The sequence below is a fragment of the Mycobacterium sp. D16Q16 genome (assembly GCF_002013745.1).
Taxonomy (GTDB): Bacteria; Actinomycetota; Actinomycetes; order Mycobacteriales; family Mycobacteriaceae; genus Mycobacterium.
The window spans coordinates 112,179-130,221 of record NZ_MAEY01000004.1; the positions used below are offsets into that span (position 1 = coordinate 112,179).

Consider the following 18,043-nt stretch of genomic DNA (forward strand, 5'->3'; position numbering starts at 1 on the left):
ATCTTCCCGTTCAACCGCTTGGTCGGGTAGGGTCGCCGCATGCGCATTGGAACCACGCTGAGCTATGCCGGCGGATTCACCGAAGTCGTTGACGAGCTCGCTGAGCTGGAGAAAGTCGGACTGGACATCGCGTTCGTCGCCGAGGCCTACTCCTACGACGCCGCGAGCCAGCTCGGATATCTCGCTGCCAAGACATCCACCGTAAAGCTCGCGTCGGGCATCTTCCAGCTGTACACCCGCACCCCGACCCTGCTGGCGATGACAGCGGCCGGCCTGGACTACGTCTCCAACGGCCGGTTCGTCCTCGGCATCGGCGCCTCAGGCCCTCAGGTCATCGAGGGATTCCACGGCGTGAAGTACGACGCACCCCTGGGCCGCACTCGTGAGACGGTCGAGATCTGCCGCAAGGTGTGGCGCCGTGAACGCCTGGAGTTCGAGGGCAAGTATTTCACCGTGCCGCTGCCGCCCGAGCAGGGCACCGGCCTGGGCAAGGCCCTGAAGCTGATCAATCACCCTGTGCGCGAGCGCATTCCGGTGCTCATTGCCGCTCTTGGCCCCAAGAACGTGGCGCTGACCGCGGAGATCGCCGAGGGCTGGCAGCCCATCTTCTTCCTTCCGGAGAAGGCCAATGACGTGTGGGGTGCCTCCCTGGCCGAGGGCAAGGCCAAGCGCGATCCGTCGCTCGGCGAGCTTGAGGTCTACGCAGGCCCAGCTCTTGCCATCGGCGATGACGTCGAGGCGCTGTACGGGTTCGTCAAGCCGAGCCTGGCGCTGTACATCGGCGGTATGGGCGCCAAGGGCAAGAACTTCTATCACAACCTCGCGACCGCCTACGGGTACGGCAAGGAAGCCGACCGCATCCAGGAGCTCTACCTGGCGGGCAAGAAGGCCGAGGCAACCGACGCAGTGCCCGACGAGCTGGTCAGAAACGTCTCCCTCATCGGGCCGAAGAGCTTTGTCGCCGAACGGGTAGCGGCCTTCAAAGAGGCGGGTGTCACGACCCTCAATGTGGCACCGCTCGCCGCCGACGCAGCAGGCCGGATCAAGCATGTCGAGGCACTGCGCGAGCTGCTCTGATTCGCCCGCCGTTCGCGTAGCGTTCGGCGTGTGTTCGCGCGGCACCCGGAAAGTGGTGGGATGACAGCCATCCCGCGCCGAACCGTCTTGCGGGCCGCCCTATTGGGACTCGCGGTGGCTCCAGCCGTCGCGTGCGGGCCGACGTTGGTGACAGCGCGGCCGAGGCTTACCCATGGGGTGGCCAGTGGATTCCCCCGCACCGACGGCGCAGTGATCTGGGCCCGCTCCGATCGCCCCGCCACCATGATCGTCGAAACGGCTGCCACCGAAAGCTTTTCGGATGCAAGACGTTTCACCGGGCCGGTGCTCACGCCGGAATCGGACGGGACCGGTCGGCTACGCCTCACCGGCCTGCCCGCCGGCACCGAGGTGCATTACCGGGTGACACTCGACTCGGAGGGGTCACTGAGTGAGCCTGTCACCGGCGTCTTTCGGACTGCACCGACGACCGCAGGAAATGTGCGGCTAATCTGGTCGGGCGATGTCGCCGGACAGGGGTTCGGTATCAATCCGGATGTCGGCGGAATGAGAATCTTCCGCACCATGGCAGACCGAAATCCGCAGTTCTTCATTCACAGCGGAGACACGGTGTACGCCGACGTGGCAATTCCGGAGACACTGACATTGCCCGACGGACGGATCTGGCGAAATCAGGTGTCGGAGGCGAAAAGCGCTGTCGCGCAAACCCTCGAACAGTATCGCGGTCAACACGCCTACAACCTCACCGATGCCAACTACCGATACTTCAACGCACACGTGCCGCAACTTGTGCAGTGGGATGACCACGAGGTGATCAACAACTGGTATCCCGGGGAGATTCTCGACAACGACAAGTACACCGAAAAGAGAGTCGACGTCCTCGCGCAGTACGGACACCGGGCATTCCACGAATGGCAACCGATCGAACCCCGCGAGGCCGTAGATGGTCTTGTATACCAACGGGTCTCATACGGTCCACTGTTGGACGTATTCATTCTCGACATGCGCAGCTACAAGGACCCCAACTCCCCGAACCGACAGCAGCACGGCGCAATCTTCGGCGCCCGCCAAACCGAATGGTTGATCAACGCCATGGCGTCATCGACAGCCATATGGAAGATCGTCGCCAACGATCTGCCGCTCGCACTGGTGGTACCCGACGGCAAGACACATTTCGAGGCCGTCGCCAACGGCGATAGCGGCCCCCCACTCGGACGGGAAACCGAACTGGCGCATATTCTCTCGCAGCTCAAGATGCGACAGGTTCGCAACGTGGTGTGGCTGACAGCCGATGTGCATTACACCGCGGCGCACGAGTACTCACCCGCGCGCGCCGCCTTCACGGACTTCGATCCGTTCTGGGAATTCGTGTCTGGCCCGCTGAACGCCGGCGCCGGCGAGGAGAAGCCGCTCGATGGAACCTTTGGCCCGCGAGCAGATTTCGTTCATGCGGCACGGCCTGATCAGCAATCACCGCTGGACGGTTACCAGCATTTCGGACAGATCGACATCGACGGCGGAAGCGGCGATCTGACCGTCACCCTATGCGATGCCGCAGGGTCCGCGCTGTACACACGCAGCCTGACACGCACCTAGACCGCGCCGACCACTTCAGCCACCCGCTCCGCCAGACGCTGGGCAGTCGACTGCTCATCCGCCTCAACCATGACGCGCACCAGCTGCTCGGTTCCGGAGGGACGCAACAGGATTCGCCCATTACCCGCGAGCTCGGACTCCACCGCGGCAACGGCGGCGAGCACCTCGGGCGCCTGCGCCACCGTGTGCTTGTCCGAGACCGGCACATTGATGAGCGTTTGAGGAAGACTACGCATCGCGGACGCGAGGGTGGCCAAGGACTTACCGGTTTGCGCCATCCTGGACATGAGTCGCAAGCCTGTCACTATGCCGTCTCCGGTGGTGGCCAGAGAAGGCAGCACGATATGACCGGATTGTTCACCGCCCAGGGCGAATCGGCCCGCACGCAGCTCCTCCAGCACGTAACGATCGCCGACGGCGGTCACCTTGACGTCGATGCCTGCGGCGCGCATGGCGATATGCAGCCCCTGATTACTCATCACCGTGGTGACCAGGGTGTTGTCGGTGAGCTCACCGTCTTCGGCCATCGCCGCGGCGAGCACCACCATGATGGCGTCACCATCGATAACGTTTCCGTCGGCATCCACCGCGAGACACCGGTCGGCGTCGCCGTCATGCGCAAGCCCGAGCTGGGCATTGTGTGTCTTCACTGCGGCCTGCAGCGGACCGAGATGCGTTGACCCACAACCGTCGTTGATATTGAGCCCATCCGGGTCGGCGTTGATGTCTATCACGTGAGCACCCGCGGCCCGGTAGGCCAGCGGGGCCGCGTCGGAAGCTGCCCCGTGTGCGCAGTCGACCACCACGGTGACTCCGCTCAGCGGGTGGGTCGCGGCGTTGGCGACATGATGCAGGTACCGGTCCAGTGCGTCGACGGCATCGCGCACGCGGCCGATTCCCGCACCGGTGGGACGTGCCGCAGGATTGTCCAGCTGAGCCTCGATGGCGTTCTCGGCGGAGTCGTCGAGCTTGTGACCGCCGGCGCCGAAGATCTTGATGCCGTTGTCGGGCATGGGGTTATGCGAGGCCGAGATCATGACACCGAAAGCCGCGCCATACGCGCCCGTCAGATACGCCACCGCCGGAGTGGGGAGCACACCGACCCGGAGAACATCGACACCTTCTGCCGCGATACCCGCGACGACCGCCGCCTCCAACATCTCGCCGCTCGCGCGCGGATCGCGGCCCACGACCGCGGTGGCGCGCCCCTTTGTCAACGACCGCGCCGCGGCCGATCCCAACGCGACCGCCAGTTCGGCCGTCAGCTCGGCATTCGCGACACCGCGGACGCCGTCAGTGCCGAATAGAGATGAGCCGCTTGCGCGAAGAACGTCAGACACCGTGCCCATTCCTTAAATTTCTCACACCAAACTGGCCCAATAACGCGATTGCGCCGACACACAGGTTGTGTGCCGGCGCAATACGCGGACGAACAGAATCGATCAGCGCTTCGAGTACTGGGGCGCCTTACGGGCCTTCTTGAGACCGTACTTCTTACGCTCGATCGCACGCGGGTCACGAGTGAGGAATCCGGCCTTCTTCAGCACCGGACGGTCCTCAGGCTCCACGATGATGAGTGCACGCGCGATGGCGAGACGCAGTGCGCCTGCCTGGCCTGAAGGGCCGCCACCGGTCAGGTGAGCGTAGATGTCCACGCTGTCCACACGGTTGACGGAAACCAGCGGCGCCTTGATGAGCTGCTGGTGGACCTTGTTCGGGAAGTACTCTTCCAGGCTGCGGCCATCCAGGAAGAACTTGCCGGTGCCGGGAACGAGGCGGACGCGGACGACAGCCTCCTTACGGCGGCCAACAGTCTGAATCGGCTTGTCGATCACAATGGGGCTACGAGGAGCGGCCTTGACGACCGTTTCGTCGGCAGTTTCCTCGACGACGACCTCGACGACTGCCTCCACTGTGGCTTCCGCGTTGTCTTCGGGGGTCTGCTCTTCTGCGATATCGGTCACTGAGCCACCTGCTTAATCTCGAACGGGATCGGCTGCTGCGCGCCGTGCGGGTGCTCGGGGCCGGCGTACACCTTGAGCTTGCGCTCGATCTGGCGGCCAAGCTTGTTCTTGGGCAGCATGCCGATGATTGCCTTCTCCACCGTGCGGGTGGGGAACTTCGCGAGCTGCTCGCCGATGCTGCGCTTGCGCAGGCCGCCCGGGTAACCCGAGTGACGGTAGGCGAACTTGTCGGTGAGCTTCTTGCCACTCAGGGCAATCTTCTCGGCATTGATGATGACGACGAAATCGCCACCATCGGCATGGGGGGCGTAGGTCGGCTTGTGCTTGCCGCGCAGCAGGGTAGCTGCTTGAACGGCAAGACGGCCGAGTACTACATCCGTGGCATCGATGACATACCAGCTAGTGGTGATGTCACCCGCCTTCGGCGTGTAGGTAGGCACAGTCTTTCCTTGTCTACTCGGGTGGATCCCCGGACGGTTTCTGCCGTTCGGAGCGCTGGTCGTGGCGAACGGTGGAGGTTGATCTCGGCGACCAGTGGTGACCCGAGCCTCGTGTGCGATGACATACCGCACGCCAGCGGTGAAGCTTACCCGGCCACGTCACCGCAGGTCAAAACGCGGTCGACCCCGCCCTATCGTCAAACCTTCGTACACTCATACAAAAACTGTGGGGCCTTGGTGGCTCTCCTCCACCAAGGCCCCACAGGGTCTTGAAAAACCGTCGGCGATTTAGCCGTGCCAGGCACCCGCAGCGCTCTGGTCGGTGTGCTGCGCGTCCTGGTTACCCTGGTCAACCTTCGAGTTCAGCTGGGTCAGGATCTGGTTGAGGTCCTGGGCGGATTGGTGCCAAGCCTTCTGGTACTCCTGGTACGCAGTCGCTTCCTGACCCTCGGCCTGCTGGACGAGGGGCTGAATGTCGTGCTGCAGCTCCTCGAGGCCGGCCTGGAACTTGTTGATGATGCCCTTGACATCGGCAACCAGCGCGTCGATCTCGCCGTGGTTGTAAGTAATCTGCATGGTCGATCCCCTTTGCTATGTAATGTCTTTGATGACTATTACGAGACGCCTAGAAGGTCTGGCTCTCGTCCATCTCCTGGATGCGACGCTTGTTCGAGTCCATGGTGTCGTGGATCTGCAAGAGCACCTTCTGGATGTCGCCCATCTCTTGATCGAAACGGGCCATCGCCTCATCAAAGGCATGCCGCGCCTGACCCTGCCAAGTGCTGGTGCCTACCGCCACGCGATCCCGCAGCTGGGTCTGCATCGCAGTGAACTCCTGGTACTTGCCGTCGATCTTCTTAGCCGTGGAATCAAGCAACGCCAGGTCATTCTGAAAAACAGCCACTTCGTGTCCTCCCTTGTCTCCAGGCCCGGCCAGTCACGGGTGTGACTTCCGGTTTCTGGCCGGTTTGTCCTTACAACTACATACGATGGCCCTATCGTCAGATCGGTTCCATCTTTTTCAAACTTTTTTCAGCAATCTTATTAGTTACCTGATAGTACCGCATTTGCCGTTCGAATTGCCAGCTCACAGGCCTGCCGAACGGAATCGTAGCTACCCTTTTTGAATTGACAGCCAACACCTATTCGCAGGTCATCGTCCAGAAATACGGCCCACGCGATGTCATGGCCCGCGCGAACCTCCGTGTAGGTGACCGCTGCCCGCCCCATTGTGCGATCGTCGGCCTTGAAGTCCGTGAATACCCCCGGCAACTCCTTCTCCATGGCCACACGCAGCGTCTCGGCGGTTGATGCCAGGGTTTCGGCCGACTTCACCCGCACCTGAGTCACATGCACGGTCGCCTCGGGATCCTTGGGCGAGATCACCTCCACCCGCGCAGAACCAGCACCGCCCGCGGGGATACGTCGCACCGCCCATTCGGCGGGCACCATGAACTGCACACCCCCCTCCACCAGCAGCGATGTCGCCATCACGGGAGTCGTCGGTGACGGTTGCCGCCCCCGTGTGGAGGCCACCGTCAACACCACACCCGCCACGACAACCGCGGCCGCCAGAGCAATCGCGGCAACCGGCCACCGCACGGGAAGTCGCGGAACCGATCTGGCGGATGAGGTGGGTGTCCATTCGGGCCGTCTCGCGCTAGCGGGCTCGTCGGCGGGCTCGTCGATGAAGGCCGAGACGCGGGGAGATTGGCTAACGTCACGGAGCACCGCATCCTCGGCGACCTGCGATACCCCGGGAGTCAGGCCGATCCGATCGACCGCGTCGACGATCGCCTCGCCCATCTCACTCTCGGCCGAGTCGACAAGGATCGCGGCAACTCCGGGCCGTTCGCCCCGGACCACCTCCTCGACAGCACGCGCCACAGCGCGCGCGACATCCGCGGCCGTTTTGGTCTCCCAGGATCGCTCTTCGAGATGACGAACCGCTGATCCCGGCTCACCGGCGGAGCCGTGCCCCACCACGGTGACGGCGACCTCACCCGGCGACACCTCGACCACCACGAGCGAGCGGCCCGACAAATCGGCACGCACGCCGCGCTCGGCGAGGGCGAAAGCGCGCGAACGCACGGTCAGCGTCGCCGCCATCATCCGCGCCGCATTCGACAACAACGTGCGCCGTCCGGAACTCCACGTCGTCGGATAAATCAGCAGCACGGAATCAACGCGGACCGGAGCACTCCGATCGGTAAGCAACGACTCGAACAGGGCGGCCCAGAGTGCGCGAGACGGAACCACGCGACCGGATAGCAGCGCCGTCTCGTCGTCGAGTGCGGCGACCGCCGATCGGACATCGGCCTGTCCGGCTTCCCGGATGCCGTCCCCGATTCGTGCCCGGATGGCGGTCTCGGTCACTTCAATCGCTACCCGCGTCCCTGTCGGCGGGTCGCGATCCAGGATCACTGCGGATCGCTCCAGGCAACCTGGATCAGTTGTTGGCCGCCCGAGCGCATGACCAAAGTGCCGCGACCCGGCGGCTGCTCACCCGGCCGAACCGTGCCGATCAGAACACCTTCGTCCTTGTTTCCGCTCATCTGCAAACCGATGCAGGAGAGGTCCTTCATGCGCGCCATCATCGGCTCGAACATGGCTCGCGAGGCGCCGCTAGTGCGGCGCGCGATGACAACATGCAGCCCGATGTCCTTGGAGTGCGGCAGATACTCCGCGAGCGGCAACAGCGGGTTTCCGCTCGCCAGGGCCACCAGGTCGTAGTCGTCGACCAAGATGTAGATCTCCGGGCCGGACCACCAGGATCTGTCACGCAACTGTTGCTGTGTGACATCGGGTCCCGGCATCCGGGATTTGAGAAGCTCGATCAACACCGGAACCTCATCGACCAAGGTGGTGCTTGACATCGCGTACTTGGCCAGGTGTTCCGTCTCGACGACACCGAGCAAGGTGCGGCGGAAGTCCACGATGAACAGCTGCGCCTGCTGCGGGGTGGTGGTCCGAACAATCTCGCGGCAGATGGTGCGCAACAGCCCGGTCTTGCCGCACTCGCTGTCGCCGAAAATCATCATGTGCGGCTGCTCGCCGAATTCCAGGAACGTCGGAGCCAACTCCGTCTCGTTGATGCCGACGAGGATGCGCAGGTTTGGCAGCTCGTTCTTCGGCGCCTGTGGAACCAGCGCGGCGTAATCGATCTTGTGCGGCAGCATGCGAACCTGCGGAGCCTCCGCCGAGCTGCGCTGCCGCATGCTCGCGGCGGCGGCAGCGAGTGCCTCACCGAGGTCCTGATTCGACGAGACGCTGTCGACGCGCGGCAGTCCGATGAGCATGTGCCGGCGGTCGCGAGTGATACCCCGGCCTGGCCTGCCATCCGGAACAAGCTGTGCCAGCTTGCGGTCGAAGTCCGAGTCCAGCGGATCACCGAGGCGAAGTTCGACGCGCGAGCCGATCTGGTCCTTCAGGGCTGGCCGGATCTCGGCCCAGCGTGATGCCGTGACCACCGTGTGCACACCGAAACCGAGCCCCTGCGCCGCCAGCGCTGTGACCTGCGGCTCCAGCGCCTCGAACTCCTGACGAACCGTGGACCAGCCATCGATGATGAAGAACACGTCACCGAATGGATCGCTCGCGAGTTGCGGGTCACCGGCACCCTTGCGCCGCCGGTACTCGGCCATCGAGTCAATCCCGTAGGCGCGGAAGGCATTCTCCCGAGACCTGACAATCGTCAGCATTTCGGCGAACGTACGCCGGATCAGATCCGACTCCAGCCGGCTGGCCACCGAACCGACATGCGGTAGTTGCGCCAGCGAGGTGAGCGTGCCACCACCGAAGTCCAGGCAATAGAACTGCACCTGCGCGGGACTGTGCGTCACCGCGAGCGACGTCACCAGCGTGCGCACCGCCATGGACTTTCCGGACTGGGGTGCGCCGACGATGGCGACATTGCCCGCCGCGGCGGACAGATCGACGATGTACGGGTCACGCCGTTGCTCGTACGGCCGATCCACGATTCCGATCGGGATGGTCAAACTGCCCACCGCATCGAAGCCGGCGCGACCGTGACGGGGAATCAGATCTCCGAGAGTCGGCGAATCGTCCAACGGCGGCAGCCACACCTCGTGCGCTGGATTGCCATGTCCTTCAACGCGATCAAGGATCGTGTCGATGACCGACCGGCCGATCACCCCTTCGGAAGCGGCAACGGTGTCGTCTTCCACGATTTCCGCGGGGCGCATTTGCAGCGCCACCGGTGCGGCGGTGAACAACCGCGGCGCCGCGCTCGTGCCGCCGGAGGAGACGGCACGACGCGCCGGCCCGTACGGGACATACGCACCGGACACATAGGAGGTCTGGAACCGTGTCAGCTCCCCCGAGTCATCCTTGAGGTAGCAGGAACCCGGGGTGTTGGGCAGGTGGTAGGCGTCCGGGACACCAATCGCAGCACGGGACTCGTTCGCCGAGAAAGTCTTCAGACACAGCCGATAAGACAGGTGAGATTCCAGCCCGCGCAGGCGGCCCTCGTCCAGGCGCTGCGAGGCGAGCAACAAATGGACGTGCAGCGACCGGCCCAAACGGCCGATCGCCACGAACAGCTCCGCGAAATCCGGGTGCTGGCTCAGCAATTCGGAGAACTCGTCGACGATGATGAAGAGTGCCGGCAGCGGGGCGAGGGACGCACCGGCGGCGCGGGCACGCTCGTACTCGGTGACATTGGCGAAGTTGCCCGCGGCGCGCAGCAGCTCCTGGCGCCGGTTCATCTCACCGGCCAGCGCGTCCTTCATGCGGGACACCAGATTTGCCTCTTCGGCGAGGTTGGTGATGATCGCCGAGACATGCTGCGCCCGGTCCAGGCCCAGGAACGTCGCACCACCCTTGAAGTCGACAAGCACGAGGTTCAGGGCATCCGGCGAATGCGTGGCGATCATGCCCAATGTCAATGTGCGCAGGAACTCCGATTTACCCGAACCGGTAGCGCCGATGCACAGTCCGTGCGGGCCCATGCCGTTCTCGGCGGCCTCCTTGATATCCAGTTCCATGGGAGTGCCATCGACTGCGATTCCGATGGGTACACGCAGCCGGTCGCGACCAACCCGGTTGCGCCACACCACTTCCGGGTTGAGCAGACCAGGATCGCCGATCCCCACGATGTCGGACCAGCGCGTGCTGACCTCGGTTTGGATCTGGACCTCGTCGCTACCTCCGGCGAGTACCCGATAGGGCGCCATACGGCGGGCGCACGCCATCGCCTCGGTGATGGTGAGGTGATCGGGGTGTGCGAAGACCTCAGATCCCACATTGCCCTTGGCTCCGAGGCCGCGATCGCTCAGCTCCAATTGCATACCGCGGCGGGCCGCGAGCGGGTCCACCCGCGTGCCGATCTCGACGAGGGTCACCGAATCGATACCGTGATCGATGATGAGGCGTTCGGAACCGATCAACGTGCCACTGTCCACAATGATGAGGATCTGCGGTCGTCCGGAAGAGGGCTGCGCGGTCCGCGAGAACCGTTCACGTTCAGTGATGAGCGAAGCCAACGACTCCTCGACCTCCCCCAGCGAGTGGTAGACCAGCCTGCTGGCGCCGACACCGTCGAACGCGGTCGGATGCTGGGCGTGCGGAAGCCATTTGAGCCAGTCCCAGTGCGGGGCCGCATGCCGGTTCACCACTGCAGCGACCAGGAATTGGTCCGGCCCATGGAACATCGCCAGCTGACAAATCATGGCGCGCAACATGCCTCGCGCCACCTCGGGTGAGCCATCGATGGTGACGGCCGCGAAACCCCTCAGGTTCAACGCGATCGGCAGCTCAGGCACCAGCGAGTGTGTCCGCACGAACCGGCGCAACGCCACGGAGGCCACCGGCTCCAATTCTTCGACCGGACCGATCTCGGGCGCCACCAGCTGCGCGGCCAGACGCTGATCCCCCACCCCGACACGTACATGGCAGTAGTCACTGTCGCCAGGACGCCGCTCCCACATCCGGCGGCCACCGGCGAGCGTCCACAGCGCAGACGGGTCAGGGTTGTTCCACAGCAGGGCCTTACGCTGAGCACCACCGGTATCGGTGACATTCTTGCGCACCACTTCGAGGTACCGCAGGTAATCCTTGCGGTCCTCGTTGATTTCGCTGGTCTTGGCTCCCTTGCCGCCGCTGTTGGAGACCATGCTGACCATCGAGACCATCATCATGATCGGGAACAGCATGAACATCGGGCTGCGTCCGATCCCGCCGCCCGCGCCGCCACCCAGGCTCCCCGAGGTGACAAAGAAGGCAATCATGCCCACCATTGCCACCACCATGACCAGCGGCATGATCTTCGCGATGATCGGCGACGGCACCGGCCGTGGAATCTCCGGCGGTGGCTGCACATTGATCTCGCCACCCGGAACACGAGGCACCGCAAGCCGAGGCCGACGAATGAATATTGTGGTGTTCACCCCACGCTCACCCTGGCCCTCCGGTTTCCCCCGCGCCACATCTCGTGCCTATTTCGCATCCACGCTACCGCCCAAGCCCACAGCGGGCTAAAGGATAGGGCCGTTATATCCGGTGCCGCAACGAATTCGCTCACACGATCGCCAGGGCCGCTGGTTGGTCGGCTGACGTTCGCCTGTATGCGCCGAACCGCTGGCGGCGCTCAGGCGCGTTCGGCTAGTGTGCATGCGCAAAGATCAATGACCGTGGGGGCAGGTAGGGGCACAGCATGACACATGCGCAGTCGGGCGCCGAGCAACGTTCGGCGGTTCTCGAACTGTGCCGCGTTTCCATTCAGGCTGACCGCACTCAGGTCGACCTGGCGCTGCCGACGAGTGTCCCGCTCGCCCTCTTGGTCGGCTCTGTCGTCGACATCATCAACCAGCATGTCGGTGTCCCCGAGCTGACCAGCCCAGGGGACGCCGTGGAAACGCATTGGCGTTTGTCCCGGCCTGGTCAGCCGCCACTGCAGATGTCCAGCACCCTTGGGGAGTTGGAGGTTCGCGATGGCGATCAACTCATCCTCACCACCTCCGATGTCACCGCACCGGATCCGCTGTTCGACGATGTCTTCCTCGCCGTGTCCACATTTCGTACCGTGTCGGCACATCCGTGGAGCCGCACCGCCGCTCGAATACTCGGCGCTTCCGCGTGCGGACTGGCCGCGGTGCTCGGCGCCACGGCGCTCCTACGCGCGGGCGCGACAAATCCCGGCCTGCTCCTTCCGATCATCGCCGTCGCGATCGCCTTGGTGGCGATGACCGCCGCGGTCTTCGCGAACAGGGTTTACGACGATTCGCTCGCCTCCGTGACGCTGAGTCATTGCGCCGTCGGCTTCTCCGCAGTGGCGGGAGCGCTGTTCGTGCCGGGAAAGTACGGCGCCCCGCACGCGATGCTGGCACTGATGGTCGCGATGGTCGTATCCATCCTCGCCATGCGCGCGACCGGCACCGGCACGATGTCACTCGTCGCGGTCGCGTCGGGATCACTGCTCGGGTTCGCGGCAACGCTGGGTTACGTGCTTTTCGAGCCGTCGATCTACAGCCTTGGGGCCGTACTCGGCGCGGTCGGAATCTGCTCGGTGGCCCTTTCGCCGCGTGTGGCAATGGCTCTCGCTCGACTACCCCTTCCCCCGGTGCCCACACAGGGCGCACCATCTCGTCCCGAACATTCGACGGCCCCGATCGAAGCCATCGAGGGTCTGGATGGACTGGATACCGAGGCTGACAACGTCGAGGACGCCACGGCGCTGCCGCCGCTCCCCGATCTGCGCGAGAAGGCGCTGCGAGCGCACGCAGTGCTGACCGGGCTGGTGTGCGGAACATCCGCCGCCACCGCAGCGGGCGCCATGCTCGCGGCGCTGACCTTCCCCGGCGCAGGCGACCACCATCCCACCGGCGCACACCGATTCAGTGGTGTGGTGCTTGCCGGATTGATCGCGCTGGCGATGATGCTGCGGGCGCGCTCGCATGCCGACCTCGCGCAGACAGTGGTCATCAACCTGGGCGGCTTGGCCATTCCCGTCGCGGGATTCGCGTTCATCGCCATCGCGTACCCGACAGCCGCCGTGTTCACTACGGCAATGATGGCGATCGCGGCCGGTTCGGCCATCGCCCTCGGCTTCCTGGTGTCGGCGCGCAAGTACTCGCCTGTCGCGCGTCGCACGGTGGAGATCATCGAGTACATCGCGCTGTCGCTGATCGTTCCGGTGGCCGTCTGGGTATGTGGTGTGTACAGCGCCGTGCGGGGATTGAACCTGCCATGAACCTCGGCGTGGCCCGCCGTATCGCCACCGCTGCAGCCGTTGCAATGTTGGCGATGTCCTCACAGCTGGCGACCGGTTCGATGCACATGCTCGCGACGGCACACGCCTTCGCTCCGCTTCCGGTCGATCCGAGCATGCTTCCCGGCCCGCGGCCTCCCGGTCCCATCGAACCCACGGAGCAGAAGGAACTGTGCCGATTCCCCGGCATCGATCCCAAGCGCGACCTCAACAAGGTGCCCGCGCAGCAGCGTGGACTGGATCTGCCGTTGGTCTGGCAACTGTCGCGTGGTAGCGGCCAGACGGTCGCGGTGATCGACACCGGCGTGGCGCGCAGTCCACGCCTACCACCACTCATCCCCGGCGGAGACTACGTCTTCGAGGGCGGCAACGGCACTCAGGACTGTGACGCGCACGGCACCATTGTCGCCGGAATCATCGCGGCCGCACCGGATCCCACGGGAGCAAGCGCGTTCAGTGGCATCGCGCCCGATGTCAGCCTCATCACCATTCGGCAATCCAGCGCAAAGTTCGCAGTGAAGAACAAGAGCGGCGGAAACGACAGAGACGATCCCTCCAAGATCAGCGGCGTCGGAAACGTCGACACCCTGGCGATGGCGGTGCGCACCGCCGCGGACCTCGGCGCGACGGTCATCAACATCTCCGAGGTGGCGTGCGCCTCCGCCAAACAATTCCTGGACGATCGACCGTTGGGCGCCGCACTGCAGTACGCCGTGGATGTCAAGAACGTCGTGGTGGTGGTCGCCGCGGGAAATGTCGGCGAGGGGCAGTGCAAGAACCAGAACCCACCGCCGGACCCAGCTCGACCCAATACCCCGGACTGGGATGCCGTCCTGGAAACGGTGAGTCCGGCGTGGTACAACGACCTCGTCCTCACGGCGGGCTCAATCGGCCCGGACGGGCAACCCTCCAAGTTCAGCCTCGGCGGCCCCTGGGTCGATGTCTCCGCTCCCGGTGAAGACATCCTCTCCTTGGATCCCAACCGTGATGCGCTGACCAACGCCTACATGGGCGAGCAAGGTCCGGTACCGATTCAGGGCACCAGCTTCTCCGCGCCGGTCGTCAGTGGCGTTGTCGCGCTGGTACGTTCACGTTTCCCTCAGTTGAGCGCTCGTGAGGTCATGGACCGCATCAAGAACACTGCGCACCGCCCGCCGGGCGGCTGGGACCCCTATCTGGGCTACGGGATGGTGGACGCACTCGCCGCGGTCAGCGACGACCTCGGCACCACAAGTGATCTCGCCCGGGCCAACGCGGCGAAAAAACTGCAGCTGCCACCTGCGCCTGCACCCGCCGACCCGCGGCCGCGGCATGTAGCGTTGATCGGAATAGCAGTCTGCGCGGCATTTCTCGCCGCGGCGCTGGCGATGCTGGCGCCGGTGCGCAAGCTGCGGCAAGGCCGGGACAACTCCACCGACTAGCGCCGGTGGCGCGCGGTTTACGCGGGCGCGGTGCTCGATGTTGACGGATTGATCGCCAAACCTGTTTTGTCGGGAGGCATTCCGTCGTGCTCGACGAGCGCGTCTTCCTTGCTCAGCCGGGGCCCTGGCGGGAGCAGCCCGACGACCGGCCACGGTGCCGGAACCGGTTCAACCGTGAGGCCCAGCGATTTCGCGGCCTCCAGGTTACCGATACCGAAGCGCACGCCGGTATCGAGGATGAGATAGAGAGACTCCGCACGCCCGGTGTCCCCGCCCAGGCCGGTGGAGCGGATGAAGGCGCTACGCGCGGGCGGAATGTAGGCAGTGTCGACGTTGGGGCCCTCCTTGTCGGCCTGTGCTAGCACAACCGGTACCTGATCGGTCTTCAACGGCAGCGAGTTTCCCGTCAACACTTTGGTGGTGGCGTGCTCCTGCGTCTTCTCCTGTCCGGGCTTCCAACTGCTGCACAGCACCGACTTCTCCGGAATGTCCACGATCTTCCCCGCGCGTTCCGGAAATGTCTGTACCGCAAGCTGGTTGAGGCTGGGATACCCCGAAATCACGTCGGGAGCCACAGCGACGATGTCCTGCGCACCCTGGGAATCGGAAAATCTGATCAGATCCGCGGTGACCTCGTTGACGCGTTGCACTCCACCGGAGAGCACGACGTAGTACTCGGCGGAGTCCGCCCGGCTCATCTTGATGACCGACCCCACCCGAACGCCCGCGGTTGTAATAGGCGACGGCCCTCCAGCGTCCGGGATGGGCGGCGGAGCGATAGCCGGTACCTCGGGCACGGCATTGAGTACGGACATCGAGATCGGCCGCGGCGTCACACCTTCGAGACGCAGCGCGCGGGTCACCGCGGGATTCGTCAGGTCGACCGCCGCGCGCTTGCCGTCATAGAGCAGGTACATCTGGCTATTCACCGTCACCAGGGCATACCTGTCGTTGGGCATCTCCTGGTTGCCGTTCTCCAGGGTTACCTTGCCCGCGATCACCGTGGTGGTGACGGTCGAGCTGGGCGGGGGTGTCGCGACATCGCACACCGTCCAGATGGTGTCGTCACCCGTCAGCGGCGCCGAAATGGATGCTGGCGCACCGGGAATCCCGACCAACGGGCCACGGCGCGCCTTCGCCAACTCCGAGTCCTTGACCGGCTTGGGATTCTCGTTGTTTCCGGAGATCAGTCGCGCCGACGCCAAATTGAGGGCGGGATGAAGTGTGTCCTGGATCCGGACGTAGACCGCGCCGGTGTCCTTGGCCATGACAATGGGCTGATCGCCCAGCGGCATGTTAGGCCGAAAGAACGCCAAGATCGCACAGCCGGCAACGACGACGGTGGCCAGCACAATGCCGACCATGAGCGAATTGGACTGCGCCCGCATCGGGTCGTGGATCATTCGGACGTCACGACGAACCAGCGCGTGCTCCATACGCCGCACGAGGAACCGGTACCCGCTGACCTGCAACCGGGTTGTCGGTTGTCGCGCCATCGTCCCCCTCCAGGAAATCTGCGAAACTCGCATCTACAACCTAGTGATGCCACCAGGCCGGCCCCCAGATCTTGTTAGATCCTACGTACGGGCCACACGGCCATGCAGCCTATTGCAATACTGGGCAACCACGATAGGTTGCGGGTGGCAGCCGCGGGCCTCAGTCGGGTGGGTGCGGCACAACGGCGGGACAGAAGGGGGAAAGGTGACCTCGAGCGGGGCGGCTCCCGAGCAGGTACGTCGGGCCACGATGCCGATCCAGATCATGGTGATCTCGCAGCTACTGATCCTCGCCGCAGTCCTGATCTCATTACTGTTCGGCTGGCCGTGGTGGGCAGCACTACTGATCGCGATCGTGTCCTTGGCACTGGTCCTAGGCCGATGGGGAGGTCAGACCGTCAGACATTGGGCGGTTACCGGATTCAAGTATCTGACGGGCCGCACTTACCGAAGCTCGGGCAGCATTGCCGACACTCCCAGCAGCCAGGACAGCTGGACCGGAACCCGTTGGGAGAACGGAAAACTCATCACGGTACTGGAGGTCAGTGCAACCCAGCGCCACCCCTCGGTCATCACCCCGGATCACTGCGCCACCGACTCCCTGGTGCCGCTGCGTGTACTGCGGGAGTGCATGCATCAGAACGATATTGAGCTCGAAAGCATCGATGTCATCAGCAATGGCCAGCGCACGGCACAAGGAACAGTATTGCGCGGTGGATACGACCGACTGGTGGGCCCGCTGCCTGCCGTCGCCATCCGCACCGTCTGGGTGGTACTTCGGTTTGACCCCGGCGTGAACGTCGACGCGGTATTCCGACGCGGGGGCGGCCGCCGCGGTGCGGAGAGGTGCGCCGTCATCGCCACGGCACGAGTCCGGCGGGCACTGGCGGCCGCCCACTGCGCCAGCACCATCCTGCAGGCCGGACAGATTCACCGGATCAGCGCCGAAATGCTCCGCCAGTACGCGGGCGCGCCCATGCACGAGGAGTGGAGTGGGCTGATGCTGATCGACTCCTACAACGTCGCCATGGGAATTGACCCGTGGTACATCACCGATGCCACCCTGACGGGATTGTGGGCCCGGCCGACGCTGGAGACCACCGTGACCGTTCGGCTGCGCCCCGCCACGAAGGGCCGCACATCGGTTGGCGCACTGGTTCGGTGGGCAACTGACGAACAACTCCCCGTACGCCACTCCACCGGAATGACCTCACTCAACGGCAGCCAGCGTGATGCGTTCTTCGCCGGACTCCCCGTGGGCGCCATCGGGCTGGAGTATCTGACCCGCAGCATCGAGATGAGCAACGAGGAGCTCGACGGCATCCATCTGCCGACATCGGGCTGCGGACAGTTGATCGGATCGGATATGTCGGGCCGCGCGATCGCGGCGCGGCTGTCCGGGCTGGGCGTTCACACCGTGGTGGTACGCGCCGAGCTCTACGTATGCCAACAGGTGGTGCTGAGATCGGTGGCGATCGGCGCGCTCGTGGTCGTCTACACCGACCGTCCCCACATGTGGGATGTCATGGTGACCTCGATTGGCGACGCCAATCGCATCCAATTTGCCAGTGGCCCGGGCTTTATCGACCCCCGATGCACGCTGGCCGTCGTGGACGGCATGCAGCCGACCGCGTTGCCCAGCAACTGCACGGCCGTGCACATCATCAGCAGCGAGTACGACGCGCTTCCGGCCCGGCCGGATGTCATCATCGACCAGCCCAACGGCTACGGCGACCACATTCTCCTGACCGCGGGCGGGGAAACCATCCAGGTCCGCCTCGTGACGGTCAGCGATGAGCTCGCCTACCTGGGCCGACCGATCCAGGCCTACGCGCAGTAGAGC

At 64.4% G+C, this 18,043-nt stretch carries 13 protein-coding genes; 5 read left to right on the top strand and 8 right to left on the bottom strand.

The features are described 5' to 3' along the window. Nucleotides 1-39: 39 nt before the first annotated feature. Nucleotides 40-1,077 carry an LLM class F420-dependent oxidoreductase gene (locus B4394_RS04985; protein ID WP_078308600.1) on the top strand — a complete coding sequence of 346 codons (1,038 nt, stop codon included), beginning with the start codon at nt 40-42 and terminating at the stop codon, nt 1,075-1,077. Nucleotides 1,078-1,137: 60 nt separating this feature from the next. After that, nucleotides 1,138-2,652: an alkaline phosphatase D family protein gene (locus B4394_RS04990; RefSeq protein WP_078314403.1), complete on the top strand. Its 1,515-nt coding sequence runs from the start codon at nt 1,138-1,140 to the stop codon at nt 2,650-2,652. Here B4394_RS04990 and glmM read toward each other — a convergent pair. The 7 genes from glmM to eccCa form a co-directional block, all read right to left on the bottom strand. Further along, entirely contained in the window at nt 2,649-3,992 is a 1,344-nt protein-coding gene (gene glmM / locus B4394_RS04995) for a phosphoglucosamine mutase (RefSeq protein ID WP_286141901.1), read from the bottom strand. The two genes, B4394_RS04990 and glmM, sit on opposite strands and share 4 nt — an antisense overlap. A 102-nt stretch (nt 3,993-4,094) precedes the next feature. Beyond that, the gene (gene rpsI, locus B4394_RS05000) at nt 4,095-4,565 is read right to left on the bottom strand and encodes a 30S ribosomal protein S9 (RefSeq protein ID WP_502688517.1); all 471 of its coding nucleotides are present in this window, start codon (nt 4,563-4,565) and stop codon (nt 4,095-4,097) included. Nucleotides 4,566-4,612: 47 nt separating this feature from the next. Then, on the bottom strand, nt 4,613-5,056 hold the full coding sequence (gene rplM / locus B4394_RS05005) for a 50S ribosomal protein L13 (RefSeq protein WP_078288345.1): 444 nt from the start codon (nt 5,054-5,056) through the stop codon (nt 4,613-4,615). A 288-nt stretch (nt 5,057-5,344) separates the two neighbouring features. Further along, a complete protein-coding gene (locus B4394_RS05010; protein WP_078308596.1) occupies nt 5,345-5,632 on the bottom strand; it encodes a WXG100 family type VII secretion target in 288 nt (95 codons plus the stop codon). A gap of 49 nt (nt 5,633-5,681) precedes the next feature. Further along, nucleotides 5,682-5,960, bottom strand: a complete 279-nt coding sequence (locus B4394_RS05015; protein WP_078308595.1) for a WXG100 family type VII secretion target — start codon at nt 5,958-5,960, stop codon at nt 5,682-5,684. Between the two features lie 140 nt (nt 5,961-6,100). Then, the gene (locus B4394_RS05020; protein ID WP_078314408.1) at nt 6,101-7,480 is read right to left on the bottom strand and encodes a type VII secretion-associated protein; all 1,380 of its coding nucleotides are present in this window, start codon (nt 7,478-7,480) and stop codon (nt 6,101-6,103) included. Further along, a complete protein-coding gene (gene eccCa / locus B4394_RS05025; RefSeq protein WP_078308977.1) occupies nt 7,477-11,463 on the bottom strand; it encodes a type VII secretion protein EccCa in 3,987 nt (1,328 codons plus the stop codon). Before eccCa ends, B4394_RS05020 begins: the two co-directional genes overlap by 4 nt. Before the next feature lie 266 nt (nt 11,464-11,729). On the opposite strand from eccCa, the gene eccD reads away from it, so the two are divergent. Beyond that, the gene (gene eccD, locus B4394_RS05030; RefSeq protein ID WP_078308593.1) at nt 11,730-13,265 is read left to right on the top strand and encodes a type VII secretion integral membrane protein EccD; all 1,536 of its coding nucleotides are present in this window, start codon (nt 11,730-11,732) and stop codon (nt 13,263-13,265) included. Continuing rightward, the gene (gene mycP, locus B4394_RS05035; protein ID WP_078314410.1) at nt 13,262-14,704 is read left to right on the top strand and encodes a type VII secretion-associated serine protease mycosin; all 1,443 of its coding nucleotides are present in this window, start codon (nt 13,262-13,264) and stop codon (nt 14,702-14,704) included. The genes eccD and mycP overlap by 4 nt, the downstream gene beginning before the upstream one ends. Before the next feature lie 17 nt (nt 14,705-14,721). On the opposite strand, the gene eccB is transcribed toward mycP, so the two are convergent. Next, nucleotides 14,722-16,200: a type VII secretion protein EccB gene (gene eccB, locus B4394_RS05040; RefSeq protein ID WP_078314412.1), complete on the bottom strand. Its 1,479-nt coding sequence runs from the start codon at nt 16,198-16,200 to the stop codon at nt 14,722-14,724. Between the two features lie 205 nt (nt 16,201-16,405). Between eccB and eccE the strand changes: the two genes are divergently transcribed. Beyond that, nucleotides 16,406-18,040: a type VII secretion protein EccE gene (gene eccE, locus B4394_RS05045; protein WP_078308590.1), complete on the top strand. Its 1,635-nt coding sequence runs from the start codon at nt 16,406-16,408 to the stop codon at nt 18,038-18,040. Nucleotides 18,041-18,043: the final 3 nt, after the last annotated feature.

What these genes read in the sequence shown, in the direction of transcription:
- eccB (WP_078314412.1), bottom strand. Translation starts at nt 16,200, where the DNA reads ATGGCGCGACAACCGACAACCCGGTTGCAGGTCAGCGGGTACCGGTTC.
- B4394_RS04985 (WP_078308600.1), top strand. Translation starts at nt 40, where the DNA reads ATGCGCATTGGAACCACGCTGAGCTATGCCGGCGGATTCACCGAAGTC.
- eccD (WP_078308593.1), top strand. Translation starts at nt 11,730, where the DNA reads ATGACACATGCGCAGTCGGGCGCCGAGCAACGTTCGGCGGTTCTCGAA.
- B4394_RS05010 (WP_078308596.1), bottom strand. Translation starts at nt 5,632, where the DNA reads ATGCAGATTACTTACAACCACGGCGAGATCGACGCGCTGGTTGCCGAT.
- B4394_RS04990 (WP_078314403.1), top strand. Translation starts at nt 1,138, where the DNA reads ATGACAGCCATCCCGCGCCGAACCGTCTTGCGGGCCGCCCTATTGGGA.
- mycP (WP_078314410.1), top strand. Translation starts at nt 13,262, where the DNA reads ATGAACCTCGGCGTGGCCCGCCGTATCGCCACCGCTGCAGCCGTTGCA.